The sequence below is a fragment of the Halobacillus naozhouensis genome, assembly GCF_029714185.1.
Classification (GTDB): Bacteria; Bacillota; Bacilli; order Bacillales; family Halobacillaceae; genus Halobacillus_A; species Halobacillus_A naozhouensis.
Genome location: NZ_CP121671.1, coordinates 2,624,307 through 2,641,522, shown reverse-complemented (window position 1 = coordinate 2,641,522; position 17,216 = coordinate 2,624,307). Strand labels below are relative to the sequence as shown.

General features: G+C 40.7%; 15 protein-coding genes and 2 other annotated features. All 15 genes read left to right on the top strand.

Going from position 1 to position 17,216, the window contains the following annotated elements; genetic code table 11:
* Positions 1-69 precede the first annotated feature (69 nt).
* The 15 genes from P9989_RS13890 to thrS all read left to right on the top strand — a co-directional run bounded on the left by P9989_RS13890 (position 70) and on the right by thrS (position 16,678).
* Positions 70-546, top strand: coding sequence for a MaoC family dehydratase (locus P9989_RS13890; RefSeq protein WP_283075484.1), 477 nt, complete (start codon positions 70-72; stop codon positions 544-546).
* A gap of 184 nt (positions 547-730) precedes the next feature.
* Positions 731-1,426, top strand: coding sequence for a response regulator transcription factor (locus P9989_RS13885; RefSeq protein WP_283075483.1), 696 nt, complete (start codon positions 731-733; stop codon positions 1,424-1,426).
* On the top strand, positions 1,427-3,181 hold the full coding sequence (gene pnpS / locus P9989_RS13880; RefSeq protein WP_283075482.1) for a two-component system histidine kinase PnpS: 1,755 nt from the start codon (positions 1,427-1,429) through the stop codon (positions 3,179-3,181).
* A 244-nt stretch (positions 3,182-3,425) separates the two neighbouring features.
* Positions 3,426-6,074 carry a DNA polymerase I gene (gene polA / locus P9989_RS13875; RefSeq protein WP_283075481.1) on the top strand — a complete coding sequence of 883 codons (2,649 nt, stop codon included), beginning with the start codon at positions 3,426-3,428 and terminating at the stop codon, positions 6,072-6,074.
* Between the two features lie 21 nt (positions 6,075-6,095).
* On the top strand, positions 6,096-6,920 hold the full coding sequence (gene mutM / locus P9989_RS13870; protein ID WP_283075480.1) for a DNA-formamidopyrimidine glycosylase: 825 nt from the start codon (positions 6,096-6,098) through the stop codon (positions 6,918-6,920).
* A 60-nt stretch (positions 6,921-6,980) separates the two neighbouring features.
* On the top strand, positions 6,981-7,583 hold the full coding sequence (ytaF, locus tag P9989_RS13865) for a sporulation membrane protein YtaF (protein ID WP_283075479.1): 603 nt from the start codon (positions 6,981-6,983) through the stop codon (positions 7,581-7,583).
* A 10-nt stretch (positions 7,584-7,593) separates the two neighbouring features.
* Complete coding sequence (gene coaE, locus P9989_RS13860) at positions 7,594-8,196, top strand: dephospho-CoA kinase (RefSeq protein WP_283075478.1); 603 nt, start codon at positions 7,594-7,596, stop codon at positions 8,194-8,196.
* Positions 8,197-8,333: 137 nt separating this feature from the next.
* Positions 8,334-9,368: a glyceraldehyde-3-phosphate dehydrogenase gene (locus tag P9989_RS13855; RefSeq protein WP_283075477.1), complete on the top strand. Its 1,035-nt coding sequence runs from the start codon at positions 8,334-8,336 to the stop codon at positions 9,366-9,368.
* Positions 9,369-9,601: 233 nt separating this feature from the next.
* Positions 9,602-9,979 (top strand): adenosylmethionine decarboxylase, encoded by a 378-nt coding sequence (speD, locus tag P9989_RS13850; RefSeq protein ID WP_283075476.1) that lies wholly within the window; start codon positions 9,602-9,604, stop codon positions 9,977-9,979.
* A gap of 272 nt (positions 9,980-10,251) precedes the next feature.
* Positions 10,252-10,632 carry a cytosolic protein gene (locus P9989_RS13845; RefSeq protein WP_283075475.1) on the top strand — a complete coding sequence of 127 codons (381 nt, stop codon included), beginning with the start codon at positions 10,252-10,254 and terminating at the stop codon, positions 10,630-10,632.
* 33 nt (positions 10,633-10,665) lie between these two features.
* Positions 10,666-11,130, top strand: coding sequence for a transcriptional regulator NrdR (gene nrdR / locus P9989_RS13840; RefSeq protein WP_283078920.1), 465 nt, complete (start codon positions 10,666-10,668; stop codon positions 11,128-11,130).
* Positions 11,131-11,178: 48 nt separating this feature from the next.
* Positions 11,179-12,534: a replication initiation and membrane attachment family protein gene (locus P9989_RS13835; protein WP_283075474.1), complete on the top strand. Its 1,356-nt coding sequence runs from the start codon at positions 11,179-11,181 to the stop codon at positions 12,532-12,534.
* A gap of 13 nt (positions 12,535-12,547) precedes the next feature.
* Positions 12,548-13,483 (top strand): primosomal protein DnaI, encoded by a 936-nt coding sequence (gene dnaI, locus P9989_RS13830; RefSeq protein WP_283075473.1) that lies wholly within the window; start codon positions 12,548-12,550, stop codon positions 13,481-13,483.
* Between the two features lie 97 nt (positions 13,484-13,580).
* The gene (gene ytxC / locus P9989_RS13825) at positions 13,581-14,408 is read left to right on the top strand and encodes a sporulation protein YtxC (RefSeq protein ID WP_283075472.1); all 828 of its coding nucleotides are present in this window, start codon (positions 13,581-13,583) and stop codon (positions 14,406-14,408) included.
* 36 nt (positions 14,409-14,444) lie between these two features.
* Positions 14,445-14,675, top strand: a binding site (T-box leader).
* A gap of 56 nt (positions 14,676-14,731) precedes the next feature.
* Positions 14,732-16,678, top strand: a complete 1,947-nt coding sequence (gene thrS / locus P9989_RS13820) for a threonine--tRNA ligase (RefSeq protein ID WP_283075471.1) — start codon at positions 14,732-14,734, stop codon at positions 16,676-16,678.
* A gap of 351 nt (positions 16,679-17,029) precedes the next feature.
* Positions 17,030-17,159: a sequence feature (ribosomal protein L20 leader region), on the top strand.
* Positions 17,160-17,216: the final 57 nt, after the last annotated feature.

Genomic DNA, 17,216 nt, shown 5'->3' with positions numbered 1-17,216 from the left:
CAGGTTCGGGGTACGCCTCGAACCTTTTTCTTACTAAAATGGGAAAACGCTTTCAAAAGAGGTGGAAGTATGCTTGGTAAAAAGAGGAAACTAGGTAAAAAAATCAATGACTTAAAAGTCGGGGACACATTCACGGCATCTTCTACTATAGAAGATCGGGAACTGTTAATGTATCTTGGTTTAACAGATGATGCTAATCCTTTATACATTCAGCATGATTATGCATCCGGAACTCCATTTAAACGTCCTGTGGTGCCCACCGTTATGGTATTTGGAATGATATCGTCGATGGTCTCCATGCATTTACCTGGTCCAGGGAGTCATATTACGAGACAACAACTCTCCTATCCTAAGCCTGTTCATCACTATAGTGAAGTTCGGATAAGGCTTGAAGTGAAATCGGTCCGGAAGGAAGAGCATGTAGTTGATTTGGAAGTTGTCGGGTATGACGAAGAAGGAGATGTGGTTGTGGAAGGGAAGCTGGCTGTCCAGCCTCCGTTTGAACCTAAATCTATGAATGCGAGCTCCTTAGAGAATTTTTATTAGTTTCGTGAAAAAGCCAGCGGAAGCTGGCTTTTTTTCATAGATGAATTTATCGCTCACCATAACTAGGACTATAATTTCCGGATAAAATGTAAAGTTTAAGTAAAAGTTGTAAAGATACGTGTTCACCGTGTAAACTTCATTGTATGATGAACATGAACGTATCCTGTAGATTGAGGTGATCGAAGTGGCGCAAAGAATACTCATAGTTGATGACGAAGAATCCATTGTTATGTTATTAAAATACAATATCGATCAAGCGGGGTATGAAACTGATGTCGCTTACACTGGCCCAGAAGCCCTTGAGAAAGCATCAGCCACGACTTATGACATGATCGTACTTGATGTCATGCTTCCAGGGATGGATGGAATGGAAGTATGTAAACAACTCCGCCAGAACCAAGTGGAGACCCCTATTCTAATGCTTACAGCTAAAGATGATGAGTTCGATAAAGTATTAGGGTTGGAATTAGGAGCGGATGACTATTTAACAAAGCCATTCAGCCCGCGTGAAGTGGTGGCCCGTATTAAGGCGATTTTACGCAGAATGGTACGAGAGCCCATGGGACAAGAATCACGGTTCATTGAAATAGCCGATTTAATTATTTATCCAGAACAATATGAAGCAACGATTAAAGGGAATTCACTACTATTTACCCCGAAGGAATTTGAACTGCTTCATTATTTGGCTCAAAATATTGGACGGGTTTTATCAAGAGATCAATTACTAAGTGCTGTTTGGAACTATGACTTCGTTGGAGATACTAGAATTGTTGATGTCCATGTCAGTCATTTACGTGAGAAGATAGAACCGGATACAAAAAAGCCTGTCTATATCAAAACGATCCGTGGATTGGGCTACAAGATGGAGGAGCCAAAGTAAATGAAGATCAATAAAAGGCCGCTTCTGACCTATATGATAGTTGTCATTATTGTCATGGTCGGATTAGGTATTTTATTAGCCCAGCTAACAAGAAGTTATTTTATTGATGTCTTTGAAGAACGCATTTCAGTTCAGAGTGAATACGTCGCCAGCTACCTTAAGGAATTTTCAGAAGATGGTCAACTTACGGCTAATTCCCTTAATGATTTTAGCAAGCAGCTGAACACAGGAATCTTATTGGTCTCTAATCAAGGTGAAGTTATTATTGATACGGTTGAGACACTGCCGACGATTCAGAAGGACGAAAAAGAAACAATTATTGCAAATATCCAATTAAACCAATTTCCGATGAATGCAGGGCGATTAGGGGAGACCGTTTTCTACTATCCCCTCCAGATGAACTTGGAAGGTATAACTGGCACTCTTGTAGTGTTTTCACCGGTACAGTCGTTATTAGATATTACGAAAAACATTTGGCTACTCATTGGATTTACTTTGCTGCTTGGGATCATTGCTATTTTCTTAGTTGTTTTTAATGTTTTTTCTAAATATATTCGGCCAATTCGTGCTGCATCAAAGGCGGCTACAGAATTAGCTGAAGGAAATTACAATGCCCGCACCTACGAAGGACATTTTGGTGAAGCAGGTCAATTGAGCCGATCTATCAATGTTCTTGCCAGGAACCTTCAGGATATGATGAGTACCAAAGGAATGCAGGAAACTCAACTAGAAGCAGTCATTAATAACATGGGGAATGGCCTGATTTTAATAGATGAAAAGGGTTATATTCTTATTGTTAATAAAGCTTTTCTTGAAAGTTTTGGCGGCATTAAGAAGGAATACATAGGTTACCTTTACCATGATGCCATTCCTTACCCAGCCATTCACGAAACAGTACAGACTATCTATATGTTTGAAGAGACGATCAGTGAAAAATTTGCTCTGCCTGTCCATATTGACCGAAGGCATTTTGAAGTGACGGGTGCGCCCATCTTTAGTAGTAACAATAAATGGAAAGGTATCGTGCTTGTTTTTCATGATATTACTGAAATGAAAAAACTTGAACAAATGCGTAAAGACTTTGTTGCTAATGTCTCTCATGAACTTAAAACGCCTATTACATCGATTAGAGGATTTTCAGAGACGCTGCTGGACGGCGCGATGAAAGATGAAGCTATGATGGAGCAATTTATGCGAATCATCCTGAAGGAAAGCGGGCGTCTACAATCGCTTATTGAAGATTTGCTGGAGCTCTCCAGAGTAGAAAGAGATGATTTTAAATTACTTGTTGAAGAGATCGAGCTGCAGAACCTTCTAGGTGAACTGTTCCCGATCATAGAACATCAAGCAGCTCAAAAATCCATTCGTCTCGATATGTCCATTGACGAGAAGGCTACCATTCAAGGAGACGTAAGCAGGTTAAAGCAAGTGTTTCTGAACTTGCTTACAAATGCTGTTAACTACACAGGAGAAGCAGGACTGGTACAAGTATCGCTTCAAAATCATGGAGAGTCCGTTAGTATTTCCATTAAGGATAATGGAGTTGGGATTCCAGAGGAGGAAATTTCCAGGATATTTGAAAGATTTTATAGAGTCGATAAGGCCCGTAGCCGTAATTCCGGAGGCACTGGGCTGGGTCTGGCGATTGTAAAGCACATTGTCGAAGCTCATCAGGGATCTATCAAAGTTGAAAGTGAAGTGAATGAAGGTACAACCTTCGAAATTATTTTGCCGAAGAAATTTACAAATCATTAATATTTTTTTAAAGGACCCTTTATAAAGTTTTGGTACTATTACCAATGAAACCCTTTCATCCAAGGTGTTTTCTCTTATTGGGCAGAAGCGAACCCTTGCTTCTGCTCTTTTTTAATGCAATTTTTTGTTGGGAGAAGGATTCAGGGTTGCTCATGGTGGTCAGAGAAATAGCTGTCTTTTTATTCCTGACAACAAACGTGGTAGAATAGAGCAAAGACATACATATACTTGAGGAGTTGAGCAAATGGCGGAAAAAGTCGTACTAATAGATGGAAACAGTATAGCGTATCGGGCATTTTTTGCGCTGCCTTTGTTGAATAACGATAAGGGGGTTTATACGAACGCGGTCTATGGATTTACGACAATGCTGTTAAAGATCCTAGAAGAGGATAAGCCCGATCGTTTATTAGTCGCATTTGATGCTGGTAAAACAACATTTCGCCACAAGACGTATTCGGACTATAAAGGCGGCAGGCAGAAGACGCCTTCTGAACTGTCTGAGCAGTTTCCGGTCATCAAAGAACTATTGGACGCGTTTGCTATTCCATATTACCAACTTGAAAATTATGAAGCCGATGACATCATCGGAACGCTAGCGACCCAAGCGGGCGAAAGCAATTTGGAAGTAAAAGTAATTTCAGGGGATAAGGATTTATTACAGCTCGTTTCAGATCGTATTCATGTAAGCCTGACTAAAAAAGGGATCACAACTGTTGATTCATATGATCCTGCTTTTATGCAGGAAAAAATGGGAGTGCGTCCAGACCAAATTATCGATCTGAAGGCATTGATGGGAGACAGTTCGGATAATATTCCAGGTGTTCCGGGTGTTGGCGAAAAGACCGCAGTCAAACTGCTAAGTCAATTCGATAAGCTTGAGAACGTGTATGACAACCTGGAAGATGTGAGCGGAAAGAAATTGAAAGAAAAGCTGGAACTTAATAAAGAAGAAGCATTTATGAGTAAGCAGCTTGTCACCATCGAAAGAAAAGCTCCGATTGAAATCAGCCTTGAAGATATCCGTTATATTGGTTATGAAAGTAAGAATATAAGTGCTCTGTTCCGCAACCTTGGTTTTCAGTCACTTATGAATCGTGTAGCTTCACCAGAAGGGGACTCAACACCGCTGGATCAAGATGATGAGTGGCCGGAAATGAATGTGAATGTTATCACGGATGTTAACGAGGAAATATTGGCTGGACAAGAAGCCTTAATTGTAGAAATGCTTTCTGATAATTACCATAAGGCTCCGATTGAAGGGGTTGCTTTTGTCAATAAGCATGAGCATTACTTTATTTCGATAGAAGATGCGGAAAAGTCTGCAGGTTTTAAAGCATGGATGGAGGATGAAACGAAAGAAAAATGGGTCTTTGATGCAAAGCAAACGGTAGTAGCCTTAAAGCGTTACGGAATAGAAGCGAAAGGGATCAGTTTTGATTTACTGCTTGCCTCCTATTTACTTAACCCTTCGGAAAATAACCATGATATTCCATCCATTAGTCATCGAATGAATGAAAATGCGGTGCAATATGATGAAGAAATATATGGAAAGGGAGCTAAAGTGAAGCTTCCGGATTCTGAGGATGTTTTCCATGTGCATCTTGCCCGAAAAGCAACGATGTTGTTTAAACTTAAAGATCTTATGGAACAAAAATTAGAACAAAACGAACAGATGGAATTATATAAAAACCTGGAGATGCCATTAGCATTAATTTTAGGAGAAATGGAACATCAAGGAGTAAAGGTTGACGTGGACCGACTTGAACAGATGAGAGGCGAGCTTGAAGAAAGACTTGAAACGATCAAGGCAGAAATCTATGAGCTTGCAGGAAAATCGTTTAATTTGAATTCACCTAAACAGCTTGGGCCGGTTCTGTTTGAAGACCTTCAACTACCAGTCATTAAAAAGACAAAAACAGGTTATTCAACTTCAGCAGACATCTTGGAACAGCTTGAAGATCAGCATCCGATCATTCCAGAAATCCTTTTGTACAGGCAGTTAAGTAAACTTCAATCTACTTACCTCGAGGGATTACTGAAGGTGGTGGATAGCTCAAATAATATGATTCATACTCGATTTAACCAGGCACTTGCTCAAACGGGGCGCCTAAGTTCTATTGAACCTAACTTGCAAAACATACCTATTCGTCTTGAAGAGGGAAGGAAAATCAGACAGGCTTTTGTACCTTCTGAAGAAGGATGGCTTATGTTTTCAAGTGATTATTCTCAAATTGAGCTTCGGGTTTTAGCTCATATTGCCCGGGATGAAAAATTAATGGCGGCCTTTAAAGAAGGAAAAGATATTCATACTCAAACAGCCAGCGAAGTCTTTGATGTGCCCGGTAATGAAGTCACAAATCAAATGAGACGTCAGGCTAAGGCCGTTAACTTCGGAATCGTGTATGGCATTAGTGATTATGGCTTATCCCAGAGTCTGGGTATTTCCCGTAAGGAAGCCAAGAGTTTTATTGAAAAATATTTAAATAGTTATCCTGGCGTAAAAGACTACATGGAAGAGTCTGTTCAAGAAGCGAAACAGTCAGGCTATGTAACAACATTTATGCAACGGCGTAGATACTTGCCGGATATTACAAGCCGTAACTTTAATAAGCGAAGTTTTGCTGAACGAACAGCTATGAATACACCTATTCAAGGAAGTGCAGCAGACATTATTAAAAAAGCAATGATCGATTTATATCATCGCTTGCGAGCGGACGGTTTCAAGGCGCGAATGTTACTTCAGGTACATGATGAACTTATTCTGGAAGTGCCTGAAGAAGAAATAGAAAAACTAAAAGATGTTGTAGCAGAGGTCATGGAGAATACAGTCAAGTTAGAGGTGCCACTAGAGGTGGATTATTCTTATGGGCCAACCTGGTATGACGCGAAGTAAGAGAGGGGAACAAGATCCAACATGCCGGAACTACCTGAAGTGGAAACGGTCAGACAAACATTAAAGCAACTCGTTCTAAATAAGAAAATTGAAGACGTTTCAATATATTGGGGAAATATTATTAAACGCCCGCAAGACCCAAATGACTTTAAGCAATGGGTTCATTCACAGACGATTCGTGATATTGGAAGAAAAGGAAAGTTCCTTATATTCAAGATGGATGATATTTCAATGGTCTCCCATTTGCGAATGGAAGGGAAGTTTGGTGTGTACGATGCTTCGGTGGAGAAGCCGAAGCATACTCATGTTATTTTTCATTTTACTGATGGTACTGAATTGCGTTATAACGACGTTCGTAAATTTGGAACGATGCATTTATTTAAGAAAGGAACAGAATGGAATGAGAAACCTTTAAATCAATTGGGGCCTGATCCATTCGATCCCGCTTTTACCATTGAATACTTTTATGAAAAAATTAGTAAAACTACACGCAATATGAAGGCAGTCCTGCTAGATCAGTCTGTCGTAGCGGGGCTGGGCAATATTTACGTGGACGAGACCCTTTATCGCAGCGGAATTCACCCTGAGCGATTGGCAAACCAACTCTCTATAGAAGAAGCTGCACGAGTTAGACAGGCGAGTATTGATACGATCATGGAGGCGGTAGAACAGAGAGGCACTACCATTCGGTCTTACTTGAACAGCCAGGGACAGATGGGAATGTTTCAGCAGAAGCTGCGAGTTTACGGGAAGCAGGATACGGATTGTTTGGACTGTGGCACCCCTATTGTGAAGTTAAAAGTAAGTGGGCGAGGCACCCATATTTGCCCGATTTGTCAGAAGTAACAGGTTTCGAAGAGAGTCCATATACTATGTCACACATTCTTGGATATGAGGTGAACCGTATTGGGCATCGTTCTATTTACATTCCTCTTCGGCCTGGCTGTGAGCGTGGACAGCTTTGGGATCGGCTGTATGATTGGTTTAAAAAAGATTGGGATTTCGAAAAAAGGAATTTGTGCCATTGCTTGTTTATCGGGCTGCTGTTACCTGTTATCTGCCTACTTAGGTGAATGGATTAAACCGTTCATTGATCAAGCATATGCTGAAAGATTTGGTGCATTAGGACTGATCGCAATTGGGCTGTTTTTCCTCTTCCATTGTTTAAGGAAGCCTGAGAAACCAACACAGGAGGACAATGTCTGGGCACAGCCCACGAAGGTATTACAATCACCTGAAGCGGCTGATTTAGACAGATCGGGGCAAATTAAAGGGAGAGAACTGCTGCTTCTCAGTCTTGCCCTCTCGTTAGATACCTTTGCAGCAGGAATCAGCGGTTCATTCATAGGAATCGATCCTAACTTAACGGCTTGCTTAATTTTAATCATGACGACCTTCATGTTACTTGCAGGCGTTCGAAGCGGTGAGAAACTGAGCAAAAAAATCAACAATATATCAATACTTCCAGGAATGCTACTCATTATTATTGGACTGATTAAGCTTGTATGAGGAGGTTATTATGACAGTTGTAATCGGGTTAACCGGCAGTATAGCAAGTGGTAAAAGTACAGTTTCTGAAATGTTTCATACCTTCAATATCCCCGTAGTGGATGCCGATGTAATTTCCAGAGAAGTAGTTAATGTTGGTGAGCCTGCTTACCATAAAATCGTTGACGCATTTGGTGAAGAAGTATTGCATGAGGATAAAACGATCGATCGAAAGAGCTTGGGAAAAATAGTGTTTAAAAATAAGGAAAAACGAGATCTTTTAAATCAAATTGTGCACCCGGAAGTCCGAAAAGAGATGCTGCGCCAAAGGGATGCTTATAAAGCAGAACAAAATTCTGCCGTTGTGCTTGATATCCCATTACTATTTGAAAGTAAACTTGCCCATTACGCCGATCTGACACTTGTGGTATACGTAGATGAGGGTACGCAATTACAAAGGCTGATGGAGCGTGACCAGTCAAGTATGGAGGATGCCGAACAACGAATAAGTTCTCAAATCCCTGTTGGCGAAAAGGCTGAGATGGCGGATGCTGTCATTGATAACACAGGAAGTGTTAAAGAGAGTCAGGAACAATTAAAAAGCATACTTGAGAAATGGAACATCATAAACTAACCTGACAGGAAATCTTATCTGTTTAGGTTAGTTATTTTTTTTAAAAAAAGTATTTAATTCTGCAAAAACGCTTTCAATGTGCTATACTATTTTTGTGAAAATGATCAAAAGTATATCATATATAGGGGGCTTGCTTTATGGGGAAAACGCGAATTGCGATAAATGGATTAGGCAGAATAGGGCGCATGGTCTTTCGAAAGGCTGTGTTAGACGACTCGATTGAATTAGTTGCAGTTAATGCAAGTTATCCTGCTGAAACCATTGCACACATGGTGAAATATGATAGTGTTCATGGACGCTTTGAAGGAACTATTAAAGCGATAGATCAAGGAATTGTCGTTAACGGAAAGAAAATAAAACTCTGTGCGACTCGAGATCCCTTAGAACTGCCTTGGGATGAATTAAATGTAGACATTGTTATTGAAGCGACCGGTAAGTTTAAAACACAGAAGGACGCATCGTTGCATATCCAATCCGGTGCAAAAAAAGTTATCATTACAGCTCCAGGAAAGGAAGTTGATGCCACAATTGTGATGGGAGTAAACGAGGAAGCGTATGAACCAGGACAGCACGATGTGATTTCAAACGCTTCTTGCACGACAAATTGTTTAGCACCCGTGGTCAAAGTGCTTGAAGATCAATTTGGCATTGAGAATGGATTAATGACGACTGTCCATGCCTTTACCAACGATCAAAAAAACTTAGATAATCCGCACAAGGACCTTCGCCGTGCACGTGGATGCACGCAATCTATTATCCCAACGTCCACGGGAGCTGCCAAGGCTCTTGGTGAGGTTATTCCATCGATGAAGGGGAAATTAAATGGCATGGCTTTAAGGGTTCCTACCCCAAATGTCTCCCTGGTTGATTTAGTCGTTGACCTGAAAGTGGATGTTACGGAAGAGCAGATAAATAAGGCTTTTTCAAAAGTGGCAGATGATAAAATGAAGGGAATTCTTGAATACAGTGATGAACCGCTTGTCTCCATTGATTATACAACTTCAGAAACTTCGGCTATTATAGATGGATTATCCACTCAAGTTATCGAAGATCGTAAAGTTAAAGTGTTAGCGTGGTACGACAATGAGTGGGGTTACTCCTGCAGAGTTGTGGATTTAGCCAAATATGTCGGAAGCTTTTTAAGCCAAGAGAAGAAAGTAAAAGTATCGTAAATAGTGGCGTTAATATGTCTTTGTATCTATAATAGGAACCACCCCATGAGAGAATAAAAAATGTGTCTTGCAATAATGCAGGAAACCGTATATACTTTTTCTGAACTTCTGAATATTATTGACTTCATGTCTGCTCAAAGGGTTAGGACCTCTCAGGACTAACTTTCCCCCGTGGTAGAGCATGTTAGGCATTTGGAAGTGAATTTGTTACTGATCAAAAGGGGGGTCCTTGAATGGATACAATGGGAAGACATGTTATTGCAGAATTATGGGATTGTAACGAAGATAAATTAAACGATATGTCATATATCGAACAAACTTTTGTAGATGCAGCACTCAAAGCAGGTGCTGAAGTAAGGGAAGTTGCCTTTCACAAATTCGCTCCACACGGGGTAAGCGGGGTTGTTATTATTTCGGAGTCGCACTTAACGATCCATAGCTTTCCCGAGCATGGATATGCAAGTATCGATGTATATACTTGCGGTGATCGCATCGATCCAAATGTAGCAGCTGAATTTATTGTCGAAGCACTAGAGGCTGGTCGAAATGAAACAGTGGAAGTTCCGAGAGGGATGGGGCCTGTTGAAGTGCCACAGTCCCGTGTCCTATAGTGATTGAAAGCCGTACAGTTCCTTCTGTACGGCTTTTTTTGTTATATAAGAAATTACAAAAATATTTGCTTGTGAATAACCATACTGAAATTAGCAACATCCAGCTCCAGCACGCAGGACCAGTCATCCGCTTCCGCTTTTGTTCTTGTCTGCATTGATTCGAACTTTGCTTTCGCGTTAAGTGCGTTTAGGGAACCTTCACTTTTTTTTTTAGTAAAACGTGTTAAAATATAATCAGATGATGTCGAATTTGTTTTGAAGGGGTTAGGTATGTGAAATCATTTATTTCCAGGTATTTTAGTAATCATGCAGAAACAAGTGAAGAACCACATGATAAGAGACTTAAAACACATTACTATAAAGCCAAGAAAGACGAAGTATTCAGAGCGGTAGCGGATCTATTTCCTGCACCTTCTGAAAAAGCGGCCGTTTCAAATGAGCGTGGAGAGATTACCGTGAACTATAAGGGAAACAGAAAAGCCTTCATCGTTGCAACCATTATTATGGTACGTCCATTTCAAACATCTGTAGATTTTTCTGTGACTAGTGATTCAGGTGGACCGGTAGATTTTGGCTTCAGTGACAGGTTGATTCTTCAGCTTTACGAGCAGCTTGATCGTCAGTTTCCTTCATTAAAATCGTCAGAAAGATGAGAATGAATCGAAGAATATGTGGAGTTGATTGTATTGAAATGCCCAAATTGCCACTATAAAAGTACGAAGGTGCTGGATTCGAGGCCGATCGAGGAGGGACATTCGATCAGGCGGAGAAGGGAATGCGAACAATGTGACTTTCGCTTTACGACCTTTGAGAGAATCGAAGAGGTACCGCTGATTGTCGTAAAAAAGGAAGGAACGAGAGAAGAGTTCAGCCGTGAGAAGCTTATGCGCGGTCTTATACGTGCATGTGAAAAAAGACCGGTTGCTGTTGAGGAATTGGAAGCTGTAACCCTTGATATTGAGAAGGAACTGAGAAATCGTGGTGTATCAGAAGTTCAAAGCAAGGATATAGGTGAAATGATCATGGGGCGACTTTCAAGAATTGATGAGGTAGCTTATGTTCGTTTTGCATCAGTATATCGCCAATTTAAAGATATTAATGTGTTTATAGACGAGTTAAAAGAATTAATTAAACATGAAGATAAAGGATGAGCCGGGTTGGGGCTCATTTTCTTTTTCAGATGAAAGGGGGGTCTATTCATGGATCGGTATATAGGAAAGCTTTTACCAATAGATGGATTTAGAATTATTCAAACAGGTTCAGCTCCTCAATCCGCTCAATGGTCATTAACCCATTTATATCAACCACTAATAGGAAAGCTAGCTATTTCCTTATATCAATTTTTAGTTAATGAATATGAAACGTGCGAGCGAGGGTTTGTACAATCCCATCATGCGATTATGGCGTTTCTGTCTACCCCCTTGGATCAAGTATATAAAGCCAGGCAAAAGCTTGAGGCGCTAGGGCTTTTACGAACATATCTATCAAAAAAAGAAGCGACAACTGTTTACTTATATGAAATCAGGCCCCCATTTTCCCCGGAGGAATTTTTTAATGATGATATGCTTTCCTTGTTGTTAAGACATGAAATGGGTGAAGATAAATTTAAATCATTGCGCACCAGGTTTTCCTTGCCTACTGTTTCTGTGGAAGAATATGAGGAAGTAACAGAAACATTTGATCGTGTATTTCATGGGGTGTACCCTTCGTCAGCTTTACTGGATCAGCAAAAACAATCTGCGCAACGTCGAGAAGGCACAGTGTCCCGCGGTCCAGCGATTTTAAACAGCCGGGTAGATTTTAATTGGCTGCATCATGCATTAAAGCAGAGGATGTATCCGAGTGAGAAGATTCTTACTGGGGATCATCGGAGGATTATTTCCCAGCTAGTTGCTTTGTACAACTTAACGTCCAGTGAAATCGAGCGGGCGATTATCTGGGCTATTAATGAGGAAAATGAATTGATAATTGATGAACTAAAAGCTGCTTGTCATGATTATATGAAAGACAGGCCTTCTGCAGAGAATGGGAGTATTGACGAGCGGGAAAAGGTCCCTGAGTCTACTAATAAAGAAGCAGGCAATAAGGAAGAGCAGTTTATTCAATTACTAGAAGAAATCTCACCTAGAGAACTTTTGGAGGATCTATCGAACGGTAATCAAGCCTCAGAGCAGGAAATGAAAATAATTCGAGATATTATGACAGAACAAGGCCTCCAGCCTGGGGTCATGAATGTTCTGATTCACTATGTGCTATTAAAAACGGATATGAAACTATCGAAGCCTTACCTTGAGAAAATTGCCAGTCATTGGGCACGCAAAAATGTGTCTACTGTGAGACAGGCAATGAACCTTGCCAAGGCTGAACATCAGAAGTATCAGCAGTGGGGGAAACAGAGAAACACATATCGGAAAAAAAATACAAATCAGGAAGTTATCCCGGATTGGTTTAAGAAGCGCGGGGAGCCTAAAGAGAAACAACCTGCAGCCCCGATCAATAAGCAGGATATTGCTGAGCGTATACGGAAGCTGTCGAATAAAGGAAATGAATCGTGAGGTGTAGTAATTCGTGGAGCCCATTCAAAAATCTTTGCAAAAGTGGATGAGTAATCATAAACAATTTCAACAACGTCTAGGTCACATGAAGCGTGAAGTTCTGAATTCATCAGAGATAAAACAGCTGGTCAGGGACCATCCTTCTCTAACGGAAGATGTCCTGGAAAAACAGCTGATCAAACTTTATGAGTATCAATCGCAATCAAAGGATTGTGAAAAGTGTCCTTCTCGCGAAGCTTGTATCAATATTTTACCTGGTCACGTTCCTCAGTTAGAGGTGACAGGTTCAGAAATTAAATTGGTTTATAATAAGTGCCGCAGTGAACGTCAACAAGAGCAGCAGCGGAATCAGCGCTCTTTAATAAGCAGCCTTCATATCCCAAGGGAAATTTTGGAGGCTAACCTTGATCGAATAGACTTTAATGATGATGATCGTGGTCAGGCTATCCAGAGAACCGTACAATATCTCGAAAAAATAGATGAGCAGCTTCCGAGCAGAGGATTGTATTTTCACGGTCCTTTTGGAGTGGGTAAGACATTTTTCCTCGGAGTGATTGCTAATGAATTAATGAAAAAAAATATTGCTTCGATGATTATTTATATGCCTGAATTTGTTCGGGAGATCAAAGCCTCTATAAAAGACGATTCCATGAATGACAAGATTGAGGCCTTTAAAAAAACACCTGTGCTCATGCTGGATGATATAGGAGCAGAATCTCAATCCGCGTGGTTTCGTGACGAAGTCTTGGGATCTATATTACAATACCGAATGATGGAGCGGCTTCCGGTCTTTTTCACTTCTAACTATTCTCTAAATGAATTAGAAAAAGTATTAATGACGAGCAATCGTGGAGATATTGATCAAGTTAAAGCACAGCGAATTACGGAACGTGTGAAGCAATTAAGTGATAGTGTACCTGTGGAGGGACAGAATCGACGAGGTCAATAGGCATGTTTCATTCCTTCTTATCATATGTATAAGACGTAATAGTCTAAATAAATGCTCACTGCAGGTGGGGATGTTTTTGTGATGAGGGGGAAGTGTGTTGGTATGTATACAGTTTTCCAGTCGAAAAGTTGCTTTTTATTTCCATCAGGTGATAACAGAACTTCAAATAGATCACTCCTGCCCCTGGATGGTTAAAGATATCTCACATAACAAGTTATTAATAGAAACTGAGTTGTCGTTGAGAGAAGTTTTTAATGATTTTGTACAAAGTGTGACAAGAGTCATTAAGGATCAAAAGCTGGCACCATGGACAGAGGGTGTACTCAAGCATGTATTTCACTATAAAGAAAAGCAGGAGATTAAACGGATTATAGAATTGAGCAGTGAGTTCAGACTGGAACCTCCGGCAGGAATTGTAATCCCTGATTTAGAACAAGCTATCGAGACATGTGTAAATGACAAGTTATCAGGTCGTTTTTATGTCGATTTTGACTGGTTAAGTGCTGTTTGTCTGGAAAAGATCTATGAGGATTTAGTGGATTTTACAGGGAAAATATTAGATGAATATAAGCTGGAAGAGGCGCATCAGCTTATGGTTGATTCATGGAGGCGCGGTGTCAATAATAGGGACACGGGGGTGCATGTATTACATGTATTTCATGACGAGGAGCTTCATTATTTCCATGATGAGGGAAATAAAGTTAGTCGGGACGAACTCGTTCTTTATTTGAATCAATATCCAGCTCCTTTTCTAACCAATTTACCTATTAATTTTGGAATTACCCCAGCCCTTATTTTTGCGCCGGACGAGCTAATTATTTATTCTGATCACTTGGGAGATTCGAAGCTTGATTTGCTAACAAATTTGTTTGAAGAAAAAGCGTCTTGTAAGCCCCTTTCGGAATTTCCTTTCGATTGGGCTTGATTTCTTTCTTGTTTACCGCTATAATACCTACATATATTTACTGCACTGATGAGGACAAGAACTCTAATGGACGCTTGTATAGAGAGAAGAGTCACTGGCTGAAAACTCTTCCTTGACGGATTAGCTGTTTACCACCTCTGAGCTCTGTTTGTGAAAGGAAATGAGTAATAAACAGCGTTTGGTCCGCGTTAAGGATGAATGGAGCCACAAAGTATTTTTTGTGGGAATTGATGGGTGGAACCGCGAGTAATCACGCTCGCCCCTTTTGCTTAGCAGCAGAAGGGGCGAGCGTTTTTTTAATTTTATGAAAAAGGAGTGGCAACATGGCAGAAGCAATTCATATTACGTTTCCAGATGGTAATAAGAAGGAATTTCCTATAGGAACTACTGGAGAAGAGATTGCCCAGTCGATTTCGCCAGGGCTTAAGAAACAATCATTAGCAATTAAATTAGATGGAGAAGATTATGATTTAAGGCGTCCCATTGAACAGGACGGTGCAGTGGAAATTTTAACTTATAAAAATCCAGAAGGAATCGATATTCTGCGTCACTCTACAGCCCATTTAATGGCACAAGCTATTAAACGTCTGTATGGTGAGGTCAAGCTTGGTGTCGGTCCTGTGATTGAAAGTGGTTTTTACTACGATATTGACCTCGATGTTTCTTTAACACCTGAGGATTTGCCGAAAATTGAGAAGGAAATGCAGCGTATCGTTGATGAGAATCTTGAAATCCAGCGAATTGAACTTACTCGTGAAGAGGCAATTGAAAAGTATAAAGAGCTTGGTGATGATTTAAAACTCGAGCTTATTCAAGATATCCCAGAAGGGGAGACCCTTACCATTTATAAACAAGGTGAATTTTTCGACCTTTGCCGTGGAGTTCATGTTCCTCAAACGAGTAAAATTAAAATATTTAAGTTACTGAACATCTCTGGTGCCTATTGGCGTGGGGACAGTGATAACAAGATGCTGCAGCGAATTTATGGGACAGCATTTGAGAAAAAAGCACAACTTGAAGAATATCTTCATCTTTTAGAGGAAGCAAAAGAGCGCGATCATCGTAAACTAGGTAAGGAGCTGGGGCTGTTTACAGTCAATCAAAAAGTAGGGCAAGGCTTGCCGCTCTGGTTACCGAAAGGGGCGACAATTCGTCGTAACATTGAGCGTTATATAGTTGATACAGAAGAACGTTTAGGTTATGACCATGTGTACACACCTGTGCTAGGGAGTGTAGACCTTTATAAAACAAGTGGGCACTGGGATCACTATCAAGATGACATGTTCCCAACATTGGAAATGGACAATGAAGACTTAGTTCTGCGCCCAATGAACTGTCCGCACCATATGATGGTGTATAAAAATGAGTTTTACAGTTATCGTAACCTTCCCGTCCGGATTGCTGAACTGGGAACAATGCACCGTCATGAAATGTCTGGAGCTCTTGCTGGCTTGCAGCGTGTTCGAGCGATGACCTTGAATGATGCTCATATCTTTGCTCGCCCAGATCAGTTGAAGGATGAGTTTAAACGTGTCGTTCGCCTCGTACAAGAGGTTTACCGTGATTTCGGAATTAACGATTACCGGTTCCGTCTGTCTTATCGTGATCCGGAAGATAAAGAGAAGTATGTAGATAATGATGAAATGTGGAATAGAGCTCAGGCAATGTTAAAGGAAACGATGGAAGATATGGAACTTGAATATGTGGAAGCTGAAGGAGAGGCCGCTTTTTATGGTCCGAAACTTGATGTTCAAGTGAAAACAGCACTTGGAAAAGAAGAAACACTGTCCACTGTTCAGCTGGACTTTCATCTCCCTGAACGATTTGACCTGACGTACGTTGGCGAGGATGGCAAGGATCACCGTCCGGTTGTTATTCACCGCGGAGTTGTTTCTACCATGGAGCGATTCGTTGCTTTCTTAATTGAAGAGTATAAAGGGGCTTTTCCGACATGGCTCGCGCCCGTTCAGGCCAAAATTATACCAGTTTCGGCTGAGGCCCACCTTGACTATGCGAAAAAGCTTGAAGATGAACTAAGAGAGGCAGGCGTCAGGGTTGAAGTGGATGAGCGTAATGAAAAAATAGGATATAAGATTCGCGAAGCTCAAACTCAAAAAATCCCATTCCAGCTCGTCGTGGGGGATAAAGAGATCGAAGACCATGCCGTAAATGTCCGTCGTTATGGTGAACAGAAGTCAGAAACGAAGACCGTGGCGACTTTTAAAGATGAAATCCGTAATGAAATTGATTTAAAACTTTTAAATAAATAGCGGACGTAAAAGTGTTATCAGCTGAGCTTTTTGGAAGGCTGTTTTCTAAAAGATTGTTGTTTTTGACCTAACCCTCGAAGTTGATATAAACTTTCGTCCCAAAAGCGAGGTTGATTTTCACTTCGGGCAGTCGCTTTCCGCGGGCAACGCTTCAATCCACCGCATACCAGCCTAGTGTATTTCCGAAATCGTACTTTAAGAAGTAGTTTATAGTTCTCGGAGCAACAAAATTTACGAAAAGAGCCTTTCGGAAAAAACCTTCATATGATCTAACGATGAACTGCAAGGCAATAGCTGTTGACATGGAGAAACCAGCGTGCTATTATTGTTAGGTAACTGAATGAACGGATCTGAGACAAGAAGAAGCACCCGCTTCTCACCTGATCGACGCAAACATATGCAGTTGGCAGGTTAATTATCCTTTGTATTCTATAAGGGAAACGTGTGGGTGCAGTCTGTGTGCCGACACTTTTTTTATGGATTCAAAACCACTTGTCGATGACGGATCTTATATAAGTTTCTAAATTATGATGGAGGT

What these genes read in the sequence shown, in the direction of transcription:
- P9989_RS13890 (WP_283075484.1), top strand. Translation starts at nt 70, where the DNA reads ATGCTTGGTAAAAAGAGGAAACTAGGTAAAAAAATCAATGACTTAAAA.
- pnpS (WP_283075482.1), top strand. Translation starts at nt 1,427, where the DNA reads ATGAAGATCAATAAAAGGCCGCTTCTGACCTATATGATAGTTGTCATT.
- polA (WP_283075481.1), top strand. Translation starts at nt 3,426, where the DNA reads ATGGCGGAAAAAGTCGTACTAATAGATGGAAACAGTATAGCGTATCGG.
- mutM (WP_283075480.1), top strand. Translation starts at nt 6,096, where the DNA reads ATGCCGGAACTACCTGAAGTGGAAACGGTCAGACAAACATTAAAGCAA.
- coaE (WP_283075478.1), top strand. Translation starts at nt 7,594, where the DNA reads ATGACAGTTGTAATCGGGTTAACCGGCAGTATAGCAAGTGGTAAAAGT.
- P9989_RS13855 (WP_283075477.1), top strand. Translation starts at nt 8,334, where the DNA reads ATGGGGAAAACGCGAATTGCGATAAATGGATTAGGCAGAATAGGGCGC.
- speD (WP_283075476.1), top strand. Translation starts at nt 9,602, where the DNA reads ATGGATACAATGGGAAGACATGTTATTGCAGAATTATGGGATTGTAAC.
- P9989_RS13835 (WP_283075474.1), top strand. Translation starts at nt 11,179, where the DNA reads ATGGATCGGTATATAGGAAAGCTTTTACCAATAGATGGATTTAGAATT.
- thrS (WP_283075471.1), top strand. Translation starts at nt 14,732, where the DNA reads ATGGCAGAAGCAATTCATATTACGTTTCCAGATGGTAATAAGAAGGAA.